General features: G+C 33.1%; 15 protein-coding genes, 1 tRNA gene and 2 pseudogenes. 6 read left to right on the top strand and 12 right to left on the bottom strand.

Annotated features, from left to right (window positions below; genetic code table 11):
- Positions 1–14: 14 nt before the first annotated feature.
- The gene (locus Q0Q96_RS11245) at positions 15–659 is read right to left on the bottom strand and encodes a PorT family protein (protein ID WP_293875406.1); all 645 of its coding nucleotides are present in this window, start codon (positions 657–659) and stop codon (positions 15–17) included.
- A gap of 79 nt (positions 660–738) precedes the next feature.
- Here Q0Q96_RS11245 and Q0Q96_RS11240 point away from each other — a divergent pair.
- Positions 739–1,717: pseudogene (locus Q0Q96_RS11240) on the top strand (SPFH domain-containing protein).
- A gap of 229 nt (positions 1,718–1,946) precedes the next feature.
- On the opposite strand, the gene Q0Q96_RS11235 reads toward Q0Q96_RS11240, so the two are convergent.
- The 5 genes from Q0Q96_RS11235 to Q0Q96_RS11215 form a co-directional block, all read right to left on the bottom strand.
- Positions 1,947–2,201, bottom strand: coding sequence for a DUF6327 family protein (locus Q0Q96_RS11235; RefSeq protein WP_293875404.1), 255 nt, complete (start codon positions 2,199–2,201; stop codon positions 1,947–1,949).
- A gap of 3 nt (positions 2,202–2,204) precedes the next feature.
- Positions 2,205–2,558 carry a competence protein gene (locus Q0Q96_RS11230; RefSeq protein ID WP_293875402.1) on the bottom strand — a complete coding sequence of 118 codons (354 nt, stop codon included), beginning with the start codon at positions 2,556–2,558 and terminating at the stop codon, positions 2,205–2,207.
- Positions 2,558–2,884 carry a YtxH domain-containing protein gene (locus tag Q0Q96_RS11225; RefSeq protein ID WP_293875400.1) on the bottom strand — a complete coding sequence of 109 codons (327 nt, stop codon included), beginning with the start codon at positions 2,882–2,884 and terminating at the stop codon, positions 2,558–2,560. Before Q0Q96_RS11225 ends, Q0Q96_RS11230 begins: the two co-directional genes overlap by 1 nt.
- Before the next feature lie 280 nt (positions 2,885–3,164).
- Positions 3,165–4,148, bottom strand: coding sequence for an HTH domain-containing protein (locus Q0Q96_RS11220; protein WP_293875398.1), 984 nt, complete (start codon positions 4,146–4,148; stop codon positions 3,165–3,167).
- 116 nt (positions 4,149–4,264) lie between these two features.
- The gene (locus tag Q0Q96_RS11215) at positions 4,265–5,947 is read right to left on the bottom strand and encodes a glutamine--tRNA ligase/YqeY domain fusion protein (RefSeq protein ID WP_293875396.1); all 1,683 of its coding nucleotides are present in this window, start codon (positions 5,945–5,947) and stop codon (positions 4,265–4,267) included.
- An 82-nt stretch (positions 5,948–6,029) separates the two neighbouring features.
- Between Q0Q96_RS11215 and folB the strand changes: the two genes are divergently transcribed.
- The gene (folB, locus tag Q0Q96_RS11210; protein ID WP_293875604.1) at positions 6,030–6,389 is read left to right on the top strand and encodes a dihydroneopterin aldolase; all 360 of its coding nucleotides are present in this window, start codon (positions 6,030–6,032) and stop codon (positions 6,387–6,389) included.
- Positions 6,390–6,486: 97 nt separating this feature from the next.
- Positions 6,487–6,557, top strand: a tRNA-Cys gene (locus Q0Q96_RS11205).
- 125 nt (positions 6,558–6,682) lie between these two features.
- Here Q0Q96_RS11205 and Q0Q96_RS11200 read toward each other — a convergent pair.
- The 4 genes from Q0Q96_RS11200 to rnr form a co-directional block, all read right to left on the bottom strand.
- Complete coding sequence (locus Q0Q96_RS11200) at positions 6,683–7,018, bottom strand: hypothetical protein (protein WP_293875394.1); 336 nt, start codon at positions 7,016–7,018, stop codon at positions 6,683–6,685.
- 158 nt (positions 7,019–7,176) lie between these two features.
- Complete coding sequence (locus tag Q0Q96_RS11195) at positions 7,177–7,869, bottom strand: LysE family transporter (RefSeq protein WP_293875392.1); 693 nt, start codon at positions 7,867–7,869, stop codon at positions 7,177–7,179.
- Positions 7,870–7,924: 55 nt separating this feature from the next.
- Positions 7,925–8,590: a head GIN domain-containing protein gene (locus Q0Q96_RS11190; protein ID WP_293875390.1), complete on the bottom strand. Its 666-nt coding sequence runs from the start codon at positions 8,588–8,590 to the stop codon at positions 7,925–7,927.
- Positions 8,591–8,643: 53 nt separating this feature from the next.
- Complete coding sequence (gene rnr / locus Q0Q96_RS11185) at positions 8,644–10,824, bottom strand: ribonuclease R (protein ID WP_293875388.1); 2,181 nt, start codon at positions 10,822–10,824, stop codon at positions 8,644–8,646.
- Positions 10,825–11,567: 743 nt separating this feature from the next.
- Between rnr and rpiB the strand changes: the two genes are divergently transcribed.
- From rpiB to Q0Q96_RS11170, 3 genes are all read left to right on the top strand, one after another.
- Complete coding sequence (rpiB, locus tag Q0Q96_RS11180; RefSeq protein WP_293875386.1) at positions 11,568–11,999, top strand: ribose 5-phosphate isomerase B; 432 nt, start codon at positions 11,568–11,570, stop codon at positions 11,997–11,999.
- Between the two features lies 1 nt (position 12,000).
- On the top strand, positions 12,001–12,921 hold the full coding sequence (locus tag Q0Q96_RS11175; protein ID WP_293875384.1) for a cation diffusion facilitator family transporter: 921 nt from the start codon (positions 12,001–12,003) through the stop codon (positions 12,919–12,921).
- 68 nt (positions 12,922–12,989) lie between these two features.
- Complete coding sequence (locus Q0Q96_RS11170) at positions 12,990–15,113, top strand: Tex family protein (protein ID WP_293875382.1); 2,124 nt, start codon at positions 12,990–12,992, stop codon at positions 15,111–15,113.
- Between the two features lie 232 nt (positions 15,114–15,345).
- Here the strand turns inward: Q0Q96_RS11170 and Q0Q96_RS11165 are convergent, their stop codons facing one another.
- Together Q0Q96_RS11165 and Q0Q96_RS11160 are read right to left on the bottom strand one after the other, a co-directional pair.
- Entirely contained in the window at positions 15,346–16,725 is a 1,380-nt protein-coding gene (locus tag Q0Q96_RS11165) for an alpha/beta hydrolase (RefSeq protein ID WP_293875380.1), read from the bottom strand.
- 243 nt (positions 16,726–16,968) lie between these two features.
- A pseudogene (locus Q0Q96_RS11160) lies at positions 16,969–17,092 on the bottom strand (IS1595 family transposase); the annotation flags it as partial.

Here is a 17,092-nt window from a genome sequence, read left to right as displayed (position 1 = left end):
AAAAAAATACTTTTTTATAAATTAAAAATCACCTGCCCATTTATGGTTCCCAAGTTTCCTTTGAAACTATTGTTATTATTCAAGGCTTGTAAACTAGTATCATTGTTGAGTTTATTTAACAAGTTGGTAAAACCATATTCATAAAAAATCACTGCCCGAATGGTTTTACTTCCTGCAGAAATACCAAAATAAAAGTTTCCGCTCACTGGCGAAACATCAATAATTTGATTGGCTTTTAGCAAAGTTCCCTTGATTGTTTTTGTTTCATCTGACGAGGCAATTCCTAATTTCCCGTTTACTTGAAGTACAGGTCCAAAATCTATTGAAACATGATCTTGAACCACATTATAACTTAACAATAATCTAATTTGAACACCTTGAATACTGTATTTTATATTTTGGTTAAACGTAGATTCGAGCGAAAAATTATTAGCAAAAAACTGCATTCCATAAATCATGCTCCAGTTATTGTAATAATTTCCTCTTATAGAAAGACCTCCAGCAAAACCCATTTCGGGTTTGGCATTAAAATTATTGGTAAATAAAGTAGTTTGCGAAACTCCGGCAGATAATCCAATGCGATTTCCATCTCGATAACCGTTTTGAGCAAAACCTAACATCGATGACAGCAATAAAAGTAGTATTGTTTTTTTATTCATAAAAAGTCAACTTATAATTTGTAACAAACATACATATATTTCGTATAAACATCGTACTAACAATTTAATTTAAAAAATTATGCCTGTATTTTTAATCGTATTTCTGGTTTTAGGTTTTTTTGTTTTCTTTTCATCTTTTTTTACGGTAAAGCAACAAAGTGCTGTTGTTATTGAGCGTTTTGGAAAATTTACAAGCATTCGAAGTTCGGGGTTGCAACTTAAACTTCCTATAATCGATAGAATTGCTGGTCGAGTAAATTTAAGAATTCAACAACTGGATGTTATCATTGAAACAAAAACCAAAGACAACGTATTTATCAAAATGAAAGTTTCAGTTCAATTTAATGTTATTCAGGACAAAGTTTACGAAGCTTTTTACAAATTAGAATATCCTCATGATCAAATCACAGCCTACGTCTTTGATGTTGTGCGTGCCGAAGTTAATTTTGGATGATGTTTTCGAAAGAAAAGATGACATCGCCATAGGTGTAAAACGGGAATTAAACGAAGCCATGATGACGTATGGTTATGATATTATCAACACTTTGGTTACAGATATTGATCCTGATATTCAAGTTAAAAATGCTATGAATCGAATTAATGCTGCTGATAGAGAAAAAACGGCCGCCACTTTCGAAAGTGAAGCACAAAGAATTAGAATAGTTGCAAAAGCCAAGGCAGAAGCCGAAAGTAAAAAATTACAAGGACAAGGTATTGCCGATCAACGAAGAGAAATTGCCCGCGGATTGGTTGAAAGTGTAGAAGTGTTAAACAATGTGGGGATTAATTCTCAAGAAGCTTCGGCACTAATTGTCATTACACAACACTATGATACTTTGCAAGCTATTGGTGCTGATACCAATTCGAATTTAATTTTACTGCCGAATTCTCCTCAAGCTGCCAGCGATATGTTAAACAGCATGGTTACTAGTTTTACTGCTTCGAACATCATCGGTGAACAGATGAAAAGCCAACCAAAAAGAATTAAAAAATCTAAAGATACAACCGCTCTAGATTATAACCCATCAGACACTTCAAATCCAACAGGCGAAGTATAATTTTTTGATATAAAACATAACTTTTTTTGCTTTAACTTTTTGTAACGGATTTAGACAGATTAAACGGAATTAAATATTTTATAAATTACAAATCCATGTTAATCTTTAAAATTCGTTTAACCCGCCTATTAGCAGAAAGGTCTGTGGCAACAATAAGAATTTAGGTTGACGCTAATACTACTAGAATTTTCATAAGTCAAATATGATTTATTGCATAAAAAAAAGAGGCTTATTTGCCTCTTTTTCTGTTTAAAAACCAATTGATAGCATACGGAATCAACATCTTTAAAATGGTTCCAAATGTTCCTGATAAGTATTTATGATAAATATCGGCAACAAAAGTTAAGGATTTAGAGGGAATCAAACATTCTTTCGTTTTTTCAATACTTAAAACTATTTTTTGATAGTGAATCTCGCGTTCAAGATTTAAGATTTTTAAATCATGATCAATTTCAGCGTAGGATGAATATTTTTTTGTTTCCATAATTTAGTCCTCATTAAAAAATATTTCGGAGAATTTTTCCAATATTGGTCCTTCTACTATTTTGTCTTTTATCAAAAATAAAAGCAATGCCAACACCAAATAAACACTTGCGACACATAAAAATCCTAAAGGATAACTATGAAACACTTGGCCAAGGAATAAAGAACCAGCTACGGAAACAAATAGCAAAACAATGACCAAACAAATAGCAATCAGGAAAAATTTGAATGCTAAAGTGGTTGATTTCATCGCCACTTTAAAACCCCAAAGTTTATAGTAGGCAAGGCTCTTTTCTATATAAGCTTTGGTGTTTTCCTGAATATCTTCGGCATTTTGTTTGATTTCTTCTAGTGCCATTACTTCTGTAATTTAGCGTTTTGCTTTTTTAGCTCCGCTAGTTTTTCTTCCAAAAAAGTGATGGCTTCTTCTGCTTTATAACTCGAATTGGAAAGCAAGTCATCAATGGTGTTTATTAACTCGTCCTTTGATTTTGAAAATTTTTCTTTGGCTTCGCCTTCAAGCGAATTAAATTTAGTTTTAACCTCATCTTTCAAATCATCAAAACCATCTTTGATTTTTTGTCTAGTTCTTGAACCTTTATCGGGCGCAAATAAAACTCCCAATCCTAATCCAACTGCTGCTGCTGCCAAAAGGGCAATAAAACTATTATTTTTTGTTGCCATGATTTTTAAAATTTAATTGGTATAAAATTACGAAAATTTAACCTAATTATATATTAATTTTCTTTATTACTACAAAAACTTATTTTAAAGCGAAATACTGAAAGTTTACAAAAGGATTGAAACATGAAGTCATAAAACTTAAAAAAGAGTAAGGAAGGTAAAGTATGAATGCCAACTTAAATTGCCAAATATTATACTTTTTTTGCTTTTAATAGTTTAAGTTAATAATAACAAAATCCCACCGCCAAATGAGTTTTTATTTGTAAAATCTATTGTCGTTTTAAACATCTGTAATTACATCAAATCCTTTGAAGCTTCCAACAATTGCCAAACCAATTACATTTTTTGCTATTTTTTTATTTTTGAGTTTACCAGAAATTTGATTTAAAGTTGAGCCTGAACCAACGGCATCATCAATCAACAAAACATTTTTATAAGTTACATTTCCCCTTACTACAAAAGTGTTTTCGGCGTTTGAAATTCGTTCTTCCAATTTATTTAATGATTTTTGTGGCACTGGAATAATTCCACCTATTTTGATGATTCCAATTAGTGGTTTATTGATTTTTAACCCATTCATCAATACTTTCATTAACTGCGTTTCTCTTTTTATGGTTGGCGGAACATAAGCTATGGCATCAATTTTTAGAGTTTCGAGTAATCTATTTATTGGTTTTTTTATCTCGTCTATTAAAATACGCATCAACATTTTATTCTGACCTTGTTTTGCATAATGCAGTATGGTTCCCAACCGTGTTTTTCCAAATCTTTCGATAGCATAAAAATCAAGGTAATACAGTTCTTCTAAATTAATTTTATCGTATCCCTTGGTGTTTTTTAGTTTATCAATACCGCTTACTAACTTATTTTTATCAAAATAAACGTTATATCTATTTTTGGTATCTATATACTCATCTATGGTTTTTTTAAGGGGCAATTTTCTTTTTATGCACCAGTTTTCAAATGCTTCAAGACCTGTTAGCATTTTGCCCACTTCGGTAATCAATAGAAAATTTTGATTTAAAAATTCGATTTTACTGGACTCTATTTCTTCATAATTTGCTTTAGGGGTTAATGCCGTTTCTATTATTTTATATACCGTTTTGGGAGATTTACCAAATTTTTCGATAATGTTAGCTTCTAACAACTGATTCAATACCCGATGAACAAACTGTCTTGAAACAGAAATTTCATCAAGAATTTCATTTATTGAAAGCTCTTTTTGTTCTTTAAAAAGGGTGTATATTTTAGACTTTACGTTCATTATATTATTTTTTACAAAACAAATATAATAACTTTAGTTTACAGTTTACAGTAAAGTATAAACAAATAAACAACTTTAATGGATTTTTTTGTATTGCTTATTAACTCAATCTTATGCTAATCACTGCTTACTTTCGCCCAAGTATCTTTTAGTTCAACTGTTTTGTTGAAGACTATTTTTTCAGCTGATGAATCTTTATCAACACAAAAATAACCTAACCGTTGAAACTGAAATCGTTCTCCGTTTTTAGCAGTTGCCAAACTTGGTTCTAAATATCCAGTAATGACTCGCAACGAATTGGGATTAATATATTCTTTGAAATCAACGTCTTTATCACCATCGGGGTTTTCATGAGTAAAAAGACGGTCGTACAAGCGAACTTCGGCTTGAATCGCATGGTTGATAGCAACCCAATGAATTGTTCCTTTTACTTTTCGTTGCGAAGCTTCTGAACCGCTTCCGCTACGCGAATCTTCATCGTAAGTACAGTGAATTTCGTTTATAGTTCCATCGGCATCCTTTACGACGCTTTCACTTTTAATGATATATGCATTTTTCAAACGGACTTCTGTACCTAATGTTAATCGGAAAAACTTCTTGTTGGCTTCTTCCTGAAAATCTTCTCTTTCGATATATAATTCTTTTGAAAAGGGAACCTTTCTAAAACCTAAACTTTCATCTTCTTGACTGTTTTCGGCTTCTAAAATTTCTTCTTTTCCTTCAGGATAATTTGTAATAACCAACTTCACAGGATTTAAAACGGCCATCACTCTTGGTGCTGTTTTGTTTAGATCTTCGCGAACGCAAAACTCTAGTAAAGAAACATCAATTAAATTTGTGCGCTTTGCAATACCAATGGTATTAGCAAAATTTCTGATTGCCATCGGCGAATAACCGCGTCTTCTCATTCCAGAAATCGTGCTCATTCTAGGATCATCCCACGAAGTAACGTGTTTTTCTTCTACCAATTGTAAAAGTTTTCTTTTTGAAACAACTGTGTGAGATAAATTTCTTCGTGCAAATTCTCTTTGCTTAGGACGCACTTTGGTACTATCATAAATTTGGTTCAAAAACCAATCGTATAATTCGCGATGTGGCAAAAATTCTAACGTGCAAAAGGAATGTGAAATTTGTTCCAAATAATCGCTTTCTCCATGCGCCCAATCGTACATTGGATAAATGCACCAATCATTCCCGGTTCTGTGATGATGTGCATGCAGGATTCTATACATAATTGGGTCACGCATCAACATATTGTTGGCGCCCATGCTTATTTTGGCACGAAGAATATGCGTTCCGTTTGGAAACTCTCCGTTTTTCATTCTAGTAAACAAATCTAAATTTTCTTCTACCGAGCGGTTTCTATAAGGAGAATCATTTCCAGGAGTTGTTGGTGTTCCTTTTTGGATTGCCATTTCTTCAGACGATTGACTATCAACATAGGCTTTTCCGTTTTTAATAAATTCAATAGCCCACTCGTACAGTTTTTGAAAATAATCAGAAGCATAACACTCGTTCGTCCATGTAAAACCAAGCCATTCAATATCTCGTTTTATAGCGTCAACAAATTCTTGCTCCTCTTTTGCAGGATTGGTATCGTCGAATCTTAAATTTACTGGCGCTTGATAATCATTTCCTAAACCAAAATTTAAACAAATCGCACTGGCATGACCCACATGTAAATACCCATTAGGTTCTGGCGGAAAACGAAAATGCAATTTGTCATTTGGGAAACCATTTTTCAAATCTTCTTCTATAATTTGTTCAATGAAATTGAGGGGCTTCTCTTGTGTAGACATTATTTTTGTAATTTTAGCAAAGATATATTTAATTAGTCAATTTGAAAATTTGAAAATTTGAAAATTGGCACGAAATCAAATTATGGGTACTATTAAGTTACAAAATGTCAGGACTTTTTCTTTTCACGGCTGCCTTAAGGAAGAAGCTCTAATTGGTTCGGATTACAGGGTAGATTTAGAAATCAAAACCGATTTCCGAAAATCTTCAACTTCAGATGAGTTAAAGGATACTGTAGATTATGTGCTTTTAAACAAAATTGTTGTGGAAGAAATGGCGATTCGTTCCAATTTAATAGAGCATGTGGCACACCGAATTATTGCCAGAATTTTTAAGGAAATTCCAGCTATATCTAGAATTATTTTAGCTGTTTCTAAACTCAATCCTCCTATTGGTGGTGATGTAAAAGCGGTTACTATTGAAATGGAAGAATTTAGAAGTTAAGTTCGATTTACAATGTGGGAAGTACGAAGAGAGAAAAGAAAACTTTTTTGCTTTTGTCTTTTGCCTTTTAACTTTTTTAGTATATTTGCGCACCAACGGCATCGTGGCCGAGCGGCTAGGCACCGGTCTGCAAAACCGTTTACTCCGGTTCGAATCCGGACGATGCCTCTAAAACCTTCAAGTAAACTTGGAGGTTTTTTTTATTGGTGAATTTTTAAGAAAATTTAATTAAAGTTATGTTCGAATCCGGTAATTAATCTTCGAATATGTTTGGAAGATTTCCAACGTGCCTTCTATTCCGCTATTTTTTCATAATATTCTTCAAGATCATCGTCAATATGAATTTTAGGATCTCCAAAATACATTACTCTATCTACATAGCTATCTAATTTGCCTATATTATCCTGTTTTAATTCAATGCTCATATTCATTCTTTTAAATTTCAATTTGTACAATCCTTTACCATATTTGTTACTGTTGTATCGGTAGCCTTGTAAAATTTTTATCGTATCGTGTCTATTATGGTTATTAACATAAGTGCCTGTCATTTGTTCTTTTGTAAAACAATTATTGTAGAAAATTAGTCCAATGAATATGTATACTAAAAGTGTAAGTATAATTTTCTTCATTTTGTTTGATGGGGTATGACCCAATTTTAATTTGCGTTATTTATCATGCTAATACGCGAAATTTGTTTTCTCCTCTAAAATAGAAGTTTTTCGTGAGCTTATTGGAGATTTAGTTTACCTGCGGTTTCAGCGCATTGATGCTAACTAATTGATTGTTCTTACTTTTCTTTTTCTAACTTTTCGAACGCTTTGTTCACAATTTTATGCTCTTTTGAAAACCAACCTTGACTCAAAAGAAATACTCCCGAAGCCATTAAAACAACACTTATAAATTTTTTTATCAATCTAATATTTTTAGGGTTTAGTTGGTTTCGTAGTTGCTTTGCGAGTAATATTTTAAAGATATCAATAATAAAATAAGTAGTCACCATTGTGATTAAAAAAGTAAACATTCGTGTTGGATTCAGTTCCATTTTAGGACCAATGGTTATTAAAATTACGAGCCAGTATCCTAATACTCCAACGTTGATAAAATTGAGGAAAAATCCTTTTACGAATAAGGAAAAATAATTGTTTTGGGCTAGCTCCGCCGGATCTTCTTCGTCGATGCCTTTTTTGTTTTCTTTTTTATTTTTTACAAACGATATAATGCCGTAAGTAAACATCACTAATCCGCCAAAAATAAACAGAGCTGGATCGTCTTTAATGCTTTGTATTAAACGATAACTACTGAAATAAGCAATTAGGATAAAAATGATGTCTGCCAAAACTACTCCTAAATCAAATGATATGGCTGCCCTAAATCCTTTGACTACACTTGTTTCCAGTAGTACAAAGAATACTGGACCAATCATAATACTTAAAATAAATCCGGGAAAAATGGCTGATAGAATATCCTTGAGAAAAATCATGCTTGAAATTTTGACACTGCAATTTAGAACTAAATTTTAATAATATCAATTATTTCTACTTTGCTTCCTTAATGGTTCCCCCAGCTACAACCTTTTGGTTAAATTGTTTTGGTTTCCCATAAACAGTGATGTTTCCACCTGCTCTTACTTTTGCATCTACTATTTCTTTAGCAAAAACATCAGCTTCACCACCGGCATTGCAGGCTACAGTGGTTACTTTTGTTTCAAGTTTTTCTGCTTCATAAATTCCACCAGAATTGACCAATACATCTTGAATATCAGCGTTTCCTTCTAATGAAACTTTAGAGCCATTCGCAGTTCTAACATTCAATTTTTCTACATCTAAAATCAATTTTACCGTAGAACCTTCTTTAGCAATAATCTCAAAAGATGCTGCTTTAATTTTATCACCACAAGCAATTCTTGAACCTTCGTTAGCTTCGACTGCAGTTAGTTTTTTATAATAAACCGTCACGGAAATATGGTCACCATCTAACATTTTAAGCAATGGCATTCTGATTTTTAATTCGCCATTTTTATTGATTAATTCTACTTCATCAGCTTCTTTCCCATCAATAATAACCTTATTTTCAGTAGATGCTAGTAATAAAACTTCGATTCGGTCAAAAGAAGTTACTTTAGTAAAATCACCCACATTTTTTTCTACTTGCCCAAATGTGATTGAACTAAATACTAAAAAACTCAAAACTAATTTTTTCATGATTATATATTTGAATGAAATTCTTCGTCTGCGCTCGGAATGACAATATGTTATTATTCTTTTCTTCTTATAAAATGGAAATCCAATTGTTTTTTAACTAAATCGGCTGTTTTTACTTTTACAAAAACTTCATCACCCAACTGCAAAATACTTTTTGAAACCTGTCCAACTAAAGCATATTGTTTTTCATCAAATACATAATAATCTTCTTTGATTTCTCGGATTCTAACCATTCCTTCGCATTTGTTTTCTATGATTTCCACGTAAATTCCCCATTCGGTAACACCCGAAATAACGCCAAGAAACTCCTGATCTTTGTGATCTTGCATGTATTTTACCTGCATGTATTTTACAGAATCTCTTTCGGCCTGTGCAGCTAGCCCTTCCATATTGCTGGAATGTGCACATTTTTCTTCATAGATATCGGCATCAACAGATTTTCCTCCATCTAAATAATATTGCAACAATCGGTGCGCCATCACATCGGGATAACGACGAATTGGCGACGTAAAATGACCATAATAATCAAATGCCAATCCGTAATGCCCAATGTTTTCAGTAGAATATTTGGCTTTGCTCATGCTTCGAATCGTCAAGGTATCAACTAGATTTTGCTCTTTTCTTCCATTAACGTCATTCAGTAATTTATTCAACGATTTTGAAATATCGTGTTTAGATTTCATATTTATCGAATAGCCAAATTTTGAAATTACCGTTTGAAGATTAATCAATTTATCCTCATTAGGTTCATCGTGAATACGATAAATAAAAGTTTTCTTCTGTTTACCAATGAATTCCGCCACTTTTTTGTTGGCTAAAAGCATGAATTCTTCAATCAGATGATTGGCATCTTTAGATACTTTAAAGAAAACACCAACTGGTTCTGCATTTTCATCCAAATTGAATTTTACTTCTACTTTATCAAAGGATATTGCGCCATCAGCCATTCTTTTTCGGCGAAGAATTTTAGCTAATTCATCTTGTTTTAATGTCGCAGCGACTATTTCTGCCGAAACTTTAAATTCCTTTGCTGTTAAAGAAATCTCTGCCGGAATTGTACCTGATTTAGTCTCAATAATACGCTGCGCTTCTTCATAGGAAAAACGTTGGTCCGAATAAATTATTGTTCTTCCAAACCAGGAATCTAAAACTTCTGCTTTTGCATTCAATTGAAATATAGCTGAAAAGGTATATTTTTCCTCATGCGGACGAAGCGAACAGGCAAAGTTTGATAATACTTCGGGCAACATCGGAACAACTCTATCAACCAAATAAACTGAAGTTGCGCGTTTATAAGCTTCGTCATCAAGTATGGTTCCTTCTTGTAAATAATGCGAAACATCGGCAATATGAACACCTATTTCATAATTTTCGTTTTCTAAAACCTGAAACGACAACGCATCATCAAAATCCTTCGCATCTTTTGGATCAATCGTAAATGTCAACACTTTTCGCATATCGCGACGTTTATCAATTTCTTTTTGAGTTATAGAAGTATCTATTTTATTAGCATACGCTTCTACTTCTATCGGGAAATCATACGGTAAACCATATTCAGCTAAAATGGCGTGTATTTCGGTATTGTGTTCTCCAGGTTTTCCAAGAACTTTGATTACCGAACCAAAAGGCGAATCGGCTTTTGCAGGCCAATCTTCAAGAGTTACCAAAACAACATCACCATGTTCGGCATCAGCAAGTTTGTTTTTCGGGATAAAAATATCAGTGTACATTTTGGCATTTGCCGTAGTGACAAACCCAAAATTCTTTTGAATATCAACCACACCAACGAATTCCGTTTTATGTCTTTCGATGATTTCGATAACTTCAGCTTCTGGTTTTCTAGAGCTTCGTCTATTATAAACATAGGCTTTCACTTTGTCTTTATCTAATGCGTGATTGAGGTTTATAAACGGAATAAATACATCATTTTCTAATGCATCACAAACAAAATAGCCCGATTTTCTAGAAGTCATATCAACAATTCCTTCATAATATTGTTGACTAGAAGCTTTAACTAAATAGGTTCCGGGTTCGGGTTCGATGATTAACTTTTGTGCTGCCAGTATTTTTAAATCTTTGATTATTTCGTTTCTGCTTTTGGTATCATCCAATTCTAAAATAGCAGCAATTTGTTTGTAGTTAAAGGGTTTATTGGCGTTTTTTGATAGTATCTTAAATATCTTTTCGGAGAAAGTCTTTTCATTTTTTCCGAACTTTTTTGGTTTCTTACTCATTTTGAATTTTAAATTAATGCTGAAAATTACGAAATAGTTATGAGTTACATGTTGTGATTTTTAATATAAATCTAACCTTAACTATTTTTTTAAATAAATTAAATCTTAAAAAAAAGAATGTTATCAACACATATTAAAAAATAATATTTAAAAAGATAATTTAATATAAATTTATGATGGTTATTATAACATGTTCATTTGTACAATAACTTTAGTCTTTAAAACCAGATTTGTGAGATAACTTTTTTTATACTTATTTATCAACATAGTTTTTATAATTTAAAACGTTCATTTTTAACCTTTTTTTAGTTTTAGTTAACAGTTGTTCACAACTTAAAAAAAGCATTTTTTGTAGATAACTTTGGTTGTTGATTTTGTTTAAAAAAGTCACTTTCGTATTGATAACTTTTCTAAAAATTAGTCAAACTAAGTTTGTTTTATTTAACTTGATTTTGCATTACAATTTTAAATTATGCAAACAAGAAATAGTTCTGAAATTCTATCTCAAGTTGTTAACAATTGATGTTAATTTAAGGTTAACTGAAAATCAACGAATTGCGAAATTCAATTAACAATTCATAATTTTAACATTTAAAATAGCATTAACATAAATATTTTCAAACAATTATAAAAATTTATCAAATAAGCAAAAACCTTGTCAATTAAAAGCCAAACACTTATGATAAACTAAAAATACAACCAATACTTTACGTAAATTTGCGAAACCACATACACAGCATATTATGAAAATAGCCATTGGGAATGATCACGCCGGACCAGATTATAAGACAGCTATAGTTGCTTTTTTAGAACAAAAAGGACACGAAATTTTGAACCATGGAACCAATACTTTTGATAGTGTAGATTATCCCGATTTTGGTCATCAGGTAGCATTAGACGTTGAAACTGGAAAAGTAGATTTCGGAATTGTAATTTGTGGTTCTGGAAACGGAATAAACATGACTGTAAACAAACATCAAGGAATCCGGGCAGCTTTATGCTGGACAAAAGAAATTGCTGTTCTAGCGCGCCAACATAACAACGCCAACATTATAAGTATTCCGGCACGATATACTTCCATACAGCAAGCGGTTGAAATGGTAGATACCTTTTTAAATACGTCATTCGAAGCCGGAAGACACGCTAATCGAGTGAATAAAATTGGCTGGCAATAAAATGGAACACAACCACAACCACGTTCATATTCATATTCACAAACATGAAGTCGAAGGAAAAAATTTAGTGTATTCAATTCTTTTAAACTTACTGATTACCATTGCGCAAATCGTGGGCGGAATTATATCAGGAAGTTTGGCTTTAATTTCGGATGCACTTCACAATTTTTCTGATGTGCTTTCGTTGTCCTTTAGTCTTTTAGCACACAAATTGTCAAGAAGAAAAGCTTCTCTAAACAATACGTTTGGATATAAACGTGCCGAACTCATAGCTGCTTTTATAAATGCCATCACGCTAATTGTTGTGGCATTATTTTTAATCTATGAAGCGTCTACACGATTATTTCATCCAACACCCATTCAGTCAACTTTAGTTATTTGGTTGGCACTTTTGGGAATTGTTGTCAACGGAGGTTCGGTTTTATTACTAAAAAAAGATTCGGAACACAACTTGAACATGAAATCGGCTTACATCCATTTATTGACCGATATGATGGCTTCGGTGGCTGTTTTAATTGGTGGCTTACTAATGAAGTTCTATGGTTGGTTTTGGGTCGATAGCTTGATGACTTTGTTAATTGCGGTCTATTTAATTTACGTGAGTTATGATTTAATTAAATCGTCCACTAAAATGCTGATGCTTTTCACGCCAAAGCATATTGATATCAAAGAAATTGTTCGCGAAGTGCATAAAATAAAAGGCATTAACAAACTACATCACATTCATGTTTGGCATCTCAATGAAGAAGAATTGCATCTCGAAGCGCATCTTGATTGTTCAGACGATATTAAAATGAGCGAATTCAATGTCTTACTGCATAATGTAGAAATGGTTTTATTCGAAAAATTCAACATCAACCACATTAATATTCAACCCGAATTTAAGAAAGAAGATCCAAAAGATTTCATCGTTCAAGATTAAGAAATACTCAAAAAACACTTTGCAGACTTTGCGAAATCCTTTGCGAACTTTGTGGTTAAAATATCAAAATGACCAACATACAATTCATTCAAACCCAAGTTACGGCTGCGCCAAAAAGCATTGAAACCACTTTAAAATTACTTTCCGAAGACTGCAGCATTCCATTTATTTCGCGTTATCGGAAAGACCAAACCGGTAACTTGGACGAAGTTGTAATTGAAACGATTGCCAAACTTTCCAAACAGTACGATGAAATCTTAAAACGAAAAGGAAGCATCTTAAAAACCATCGAGGAACAAGGTCAGCTTACACCCGAATTAACCAAAAAAATAAAGGAAAGTTTCGATTTACAGGAAATAGAAGATTTGTATTTGCCGTATAAAAAAAAGAAAAAAACGCGAGCTGACATTGCTCGTCAAAATGGTTTAGAACCTTTAGCAAAAGTCATATTTGCACAAGGAAAAGACGATGTCGATTTCATTTCCACTCAATATATTAATGACAAAGTCAAAAATGAAGATGAAGCTTTGCAAGGCGCAAGAGATATTATTGCCGAATGGATAAACGAGAATATTTACATCCGAAAAAATCTGCGGCGCATGTTTCAGCGCAAAGCTATTGTAGAAACCAAGGTAGTTAAGAAAAGAGAAAACGAAGAAGACGCACAAAAATTCAAGCAATATTTCGATTGGGCTGAACCGATATCAAAAGCACCATCACACAGATTATTGGCGATGCTGCGGGCCGATGCTGAAGGTTTCGTCAAACTTACTATTGATTTCAAAAAAGAAGAAGCGTTAGATTTTATCGAAAACGAAATCATTAAAGCCAATAATGACACCACCGAACATATCGAATTAGCCATAAAAGACAGCTACAAAAGATTGCTCGAACCAGCAATTTCTAACCAAACGCTACAAGACGCTAAAGCCAAGGCCGACACGAAAGCTATTGCTGTTTTTGCAGAAAATTTAAGTCAGCTTTTATTGGCACCACCATTGGGTGAAAAACGCATTTTGGCTATCGACCCCGGATTTAGAAGTGGATGCAAAATAGTTTGCCTTGATGAAAAAGGCGATTTGTTATACAACGAAACCATTTATCCGCATCAGCCACAAAATGAAAGCGCGATGGCAATGAAAAAAATTCGTTCCTTGGTTAATTCGTATAATATTGAAGCCATATCTATTGGCAACGGAACAGCCAGTCGGGAAACCGAATTCTTCATCAAGAAAATTGCTTTTGATAAGCCTGTTCAGGTTTTTGTGGTTTCGGAAGCTGGTGCATCGGTTTATTCTGCGAGTAAAATTGCGCGTGAGGAATTTCCAAAGTATGATGTAACCGTTCGGGGTTCGGTTTCTATCGGACGACGACTTTTAGACCCGTTGGCTGAACTCGTTAAAATTGACCCAAAATCAATTGGAGTTGGACAATACCAACATGACGTTGATCAAACTAAACTCAAAGAAGAACTAGATACCGTGGTAGCTCGTTGCGTGAACTCTGTTGGTATAAACATCAATACCGCCAGTAAATCGCTGTTGAGTTATGTATCGGGAATTGGTGAAAAAATGGCCGAAAACATTGTGACTTTCCGTTCTGAAAACGAACCGTTTGAAGACCGAAAACAACTTAAAAAAGTACCGCGGTTAGGCGATAAAGCGTATCAACAAGCAGCAGCTTTTATCCGTATCAAAGGCGGAAAAAACCCGTTGGATAATTCAGCGGTGCATCCGGAAGCGTATCCAATAGTAGAAAAAATGGCAAAGGATTTAGGTTTAAAAACCAATGATTTGATTGCCAATAAAGAAAAAATTTCCCAGTTAAAGTTAGAAAATTACTTATCGCCCGAAATAGGAATTTTGGCTTTAAAAGATATTGTGAAAGAACTTGAAAAACCGGGACTCGACCCAAGAAAGGCAGCAAAAGTTTTCGAATTTGACCCAACTGTTACCGCTTTAAAAAATGTACGAACGGGAATGATTTTACCCGGAATTGTCAATAACATCACTGCGTTTGGATGCTTTGTAGATATTGGCATCAAAGAAAGCGGACTAGTGCATATTTCTCAATTAAAAGAAGGTTTTGTTTCGGATGTAAATGAAGTGGTAAAGTTGCACCAACATGTTCAGGTAAAAGTGGTTGAGGTTGATGAGGAACGAAAGCGAATTCAGTTAACGATGGTTTTTTAGATACTCGCTTTTAGTAATTTTTTTAAGTAGTTATGTAATTTAATCTACTGTGTATGTTATCTAATGTACTATATATGTTATTTAATCTACTGTAAATGTTATTTAATTTAAAGTGTGTGTCACTTAATCTATTATAATTGTAATATAATCTGGTTTAATAGTCAAAAATTGTTGGTAAAAATGCTGTAAAGCATTATAAAATATGATAATGAGAGAAGTTTAGCTTGAAGATTTATCTTTTTAAAATCCAGGAGCTCATTTTATCTAAAACTTGTGGTGCAATGGTTTGCTCTATTTGTCCGTATTCTTCAACAGAACCTGTTTTGGCTTCTTGAAAAAGGTGGTTCAAGTTAGGGAATTCTACAATTTCAAATTGGTTGTTTTTTGCTTTTTCTAATGCTTTTTTGATTCCGGCTAGATTTTCTTTTGAAAGAACTTGTAAATCTTTTGCGCCATTGATTGCAAGTACTGGAATTTTTAATTTGCTCCAATAATCTGCGGGATTTATCTTTAGGAAATAAGCAAACCACGGAATGGCTACTTTTTGGCTTTCTTGTTCTGCGGTTTTTTCAATTTCCGTTGCATTGGGGCGTTGTTCTTGAGGTAATATTTGCATTTCTTCGCTAATCATTTTTTTGACTTCGCTTTTTAAATCATTTCCGTTGTAGTTTTTAATAAGCGCATAAAGTTTTTTGTTTGTATCCGAACTCGATTTTAATTGATCATCGGAAGCACCTGCTGCTTTTGCTATAGCGTTGGTTTGCAGTATTAGTAATTCATCGGACGGGATGCCAGGACCTGCCATTGCGATTATAAATTTTACTTTTGTGTTTTGTGTTGCTACCATTGGTGCTATAATTCCACCTTCGCTGTGACCAATTAAACCAATATTTGTGAACCCTTTTTGGACTAAAAATGCTACAGCAGCATTGGTATCGCCAGCAAAATTTTGAGTAGTCACATTTTGAGTAAGACCATTGGAACCGCCGGTACCTCTATCATCAACTCGAAGAACGCCAATTCCTTTTTTGGTAAAATCATCGGCAATCACCCAAAAAGATTTGTGTCCAAATAGTGCACAATCTCTGTTTTGTTGGCCTGATCCTGAAATTAAAACCACTACAGGAAAATCTTTTTTGTTGGCAGGGGTAGTCAACGTTCCTGCTAATGTATTTTTGTCCGTAGGATTTATAAAAGTTACGTCTTCTATTTTGTAATTAAAGGGCTGTTGCGGTGTTTGTGGTCTTTTTAGAACAGCTTCACCTTCTTTTTTTCGAGTTAAAGTAAGCGGCAAACTCATTTGACCTTGAGTGAAAGTGCCTTCAATCTTATTGTCTTTTAAAATCCCTTTGAATTGAAGTTGCATGTTTGCAAGACTCACTATTAGCTCGTTTTTTTCAAATGTTGTTTTGGTTACTGGAATGTCTTTTGCACCTTGCATAGGGCTATCCATAGTTGCAACAAATTCATTTCCGTTTGGTTTTATATTAAAAATTAACGGGAGTTTTGTGCCTTGAACATCCAAGTCACCTTTCCAAGAACCAATAATTTCTTGACTGGATAGTATCATAAAATTGAATAGTAAAAAAATACTACTTACTAAATATTTCATTTGTTAGCGATTTAAAATTATTATTTTGATGCCATTTTAATGGTAATCATTTTAATTCAAAAGTAGTAAAAATAGGCACTCTTTGAAAAGAAATTTATTTTACCGAAATTTATAAAAATAGCTACCTTTGTTTTAGTGAAAAAAGAAATAACCATAAACGACTTTTCGCCGCAACTTTTTTGGGATGTGGATGTTGATTTATTTGATTTTGAAAAATACAAATATTTTTATTGAGGCGTTCATTTATTTACTTATTATAATGTCTTGATATAAAACTTTTTGAGTATTCATCATTCTGTTAATTAGTAGGTCAAAAATATTTTCTTTGTAAATTGACCGATTAATTCGATAACTAAATTCATCTAAA

The organism is Flavobacterium sp. (genome assembly GCF_025352015.1).
In the GTDB taxonomy this organism is placed as follows: domain Bacteria; phylum Bacteroidota; class Bacteroidia; order Flavobacteriales; family Flavobacteriaceae; genus Flavobacterium.
This window is presented reverse-complemented; position numbering and strand designations above follow the sequence as displayed.

Excerpts from the sequence above, each read along its gene's own strand:
- rpiB (WP_293875386.1), top strand. The coding sequence starts at position 11,568 with ATGAAAATAGCCATTGGGAATGATCACGCCGGACCAGATTATAAGACA.
- rnr (WP_293875388.1), bottom strand. The coding sequence starts at position 10,824 with ATGAGTAAGAAACCAAAAAAGTTCGGAAAAAATGAAAAGACTTTCTCC.
- folB (WP_293875604.1), top strand. The coding sequence starts at position 6,030 with ATGGGTACTATTAAGTTACAAAATGTCAGGACTTTTTCTTTTCACGGC.
- Q0Q96_RS11245 (WP_293875406.1), bottom strand. The coding sequence starts at position 659 with ATGAATAAAAAAACAATACTACTTTTATTGCTGTCATCGATGTTAGGT.
- Q0Q96_RS11230 (WP_293875402.1), bottom strand. The coding sequence starts at position 2,558 with ATGGCACTAGAAGAAATCAAACAAAATGCCGAAGATATTCAGGAAAAC.
- Q0Q96_RS11215 (WP_293875396.1), bottom strand. The coding sequence starts at position 5,947 with ATGTCTACACAAGAGAAGCCCCTCAATTTCATTGAACAAATTATAGAA.
- Q0Q96_RS11195 (WP_293875392.1), bottom strand. The coding sequence starts at position 7,869 with ATGATTTTTCTCAAGGATATTCTATCAGCCATTTTTCCCGGATTTATT.
- Q0Q96_RS11225 (WP_293875400.1), bottom strand. The coding sequence starts at position 2,884 with ATGGCAACAAAAAATAATAGTTTTATTGCCCTTTTGGCAGCAGCAGCA.
- Q0Q96_RS11200 (WP_293875394.1), bottom strand. The coding sequence starts at position 7,018 with ATGAAGAAAATTATACTTACACTTTTAGTATACATATTCATTGGACTA.
- Q0Q96_RS11175 (WP_293875384.1), top strand. The coding sequence starts at position 12,001 with ATGGAACACAACCACAACCACGTTCATATTCATATTCACAAACATGAA.
- Q0Q96_RS11235 (WP_293875404.1), bottom strand. The coding sequence starts at position 2,201 with ATGGAAACAAAAAAATATTCATCCTACGCTGAAATTGATCATGATTTA.
- Q0Q96_RS11165 (WP_293875380.1), bottom strand. The coding sequence starts at position 16,725 with ATGAAATATTTAGTAAGTAGTATTTTTTTACTATTCAATTTTATGATA.
- Q0Q96_RS11220 (WP_293875398.1), bottom strand. The coding sequence starts at position 4,148 with ATGAACGTAAAGTCTAAAATATACACCCTTTTTAAAGAACAAAAAGAG.
- Q0Q96_RS11190 (WP_293875390.1), bottom strand. The coding sequence starts at position 8,590 with ATGAAAAAATTAGTTTTGAGTTTTTTAGTATTTAGTTCAATCACATTT.
- Q0Q96_RS11170 (WP_293875382.1), top strand. The coding sequence starts at position 12,990 with ATGACCAACATACAATTCATTCAAACCCAAGTTACGGCTGCGCCAAAA.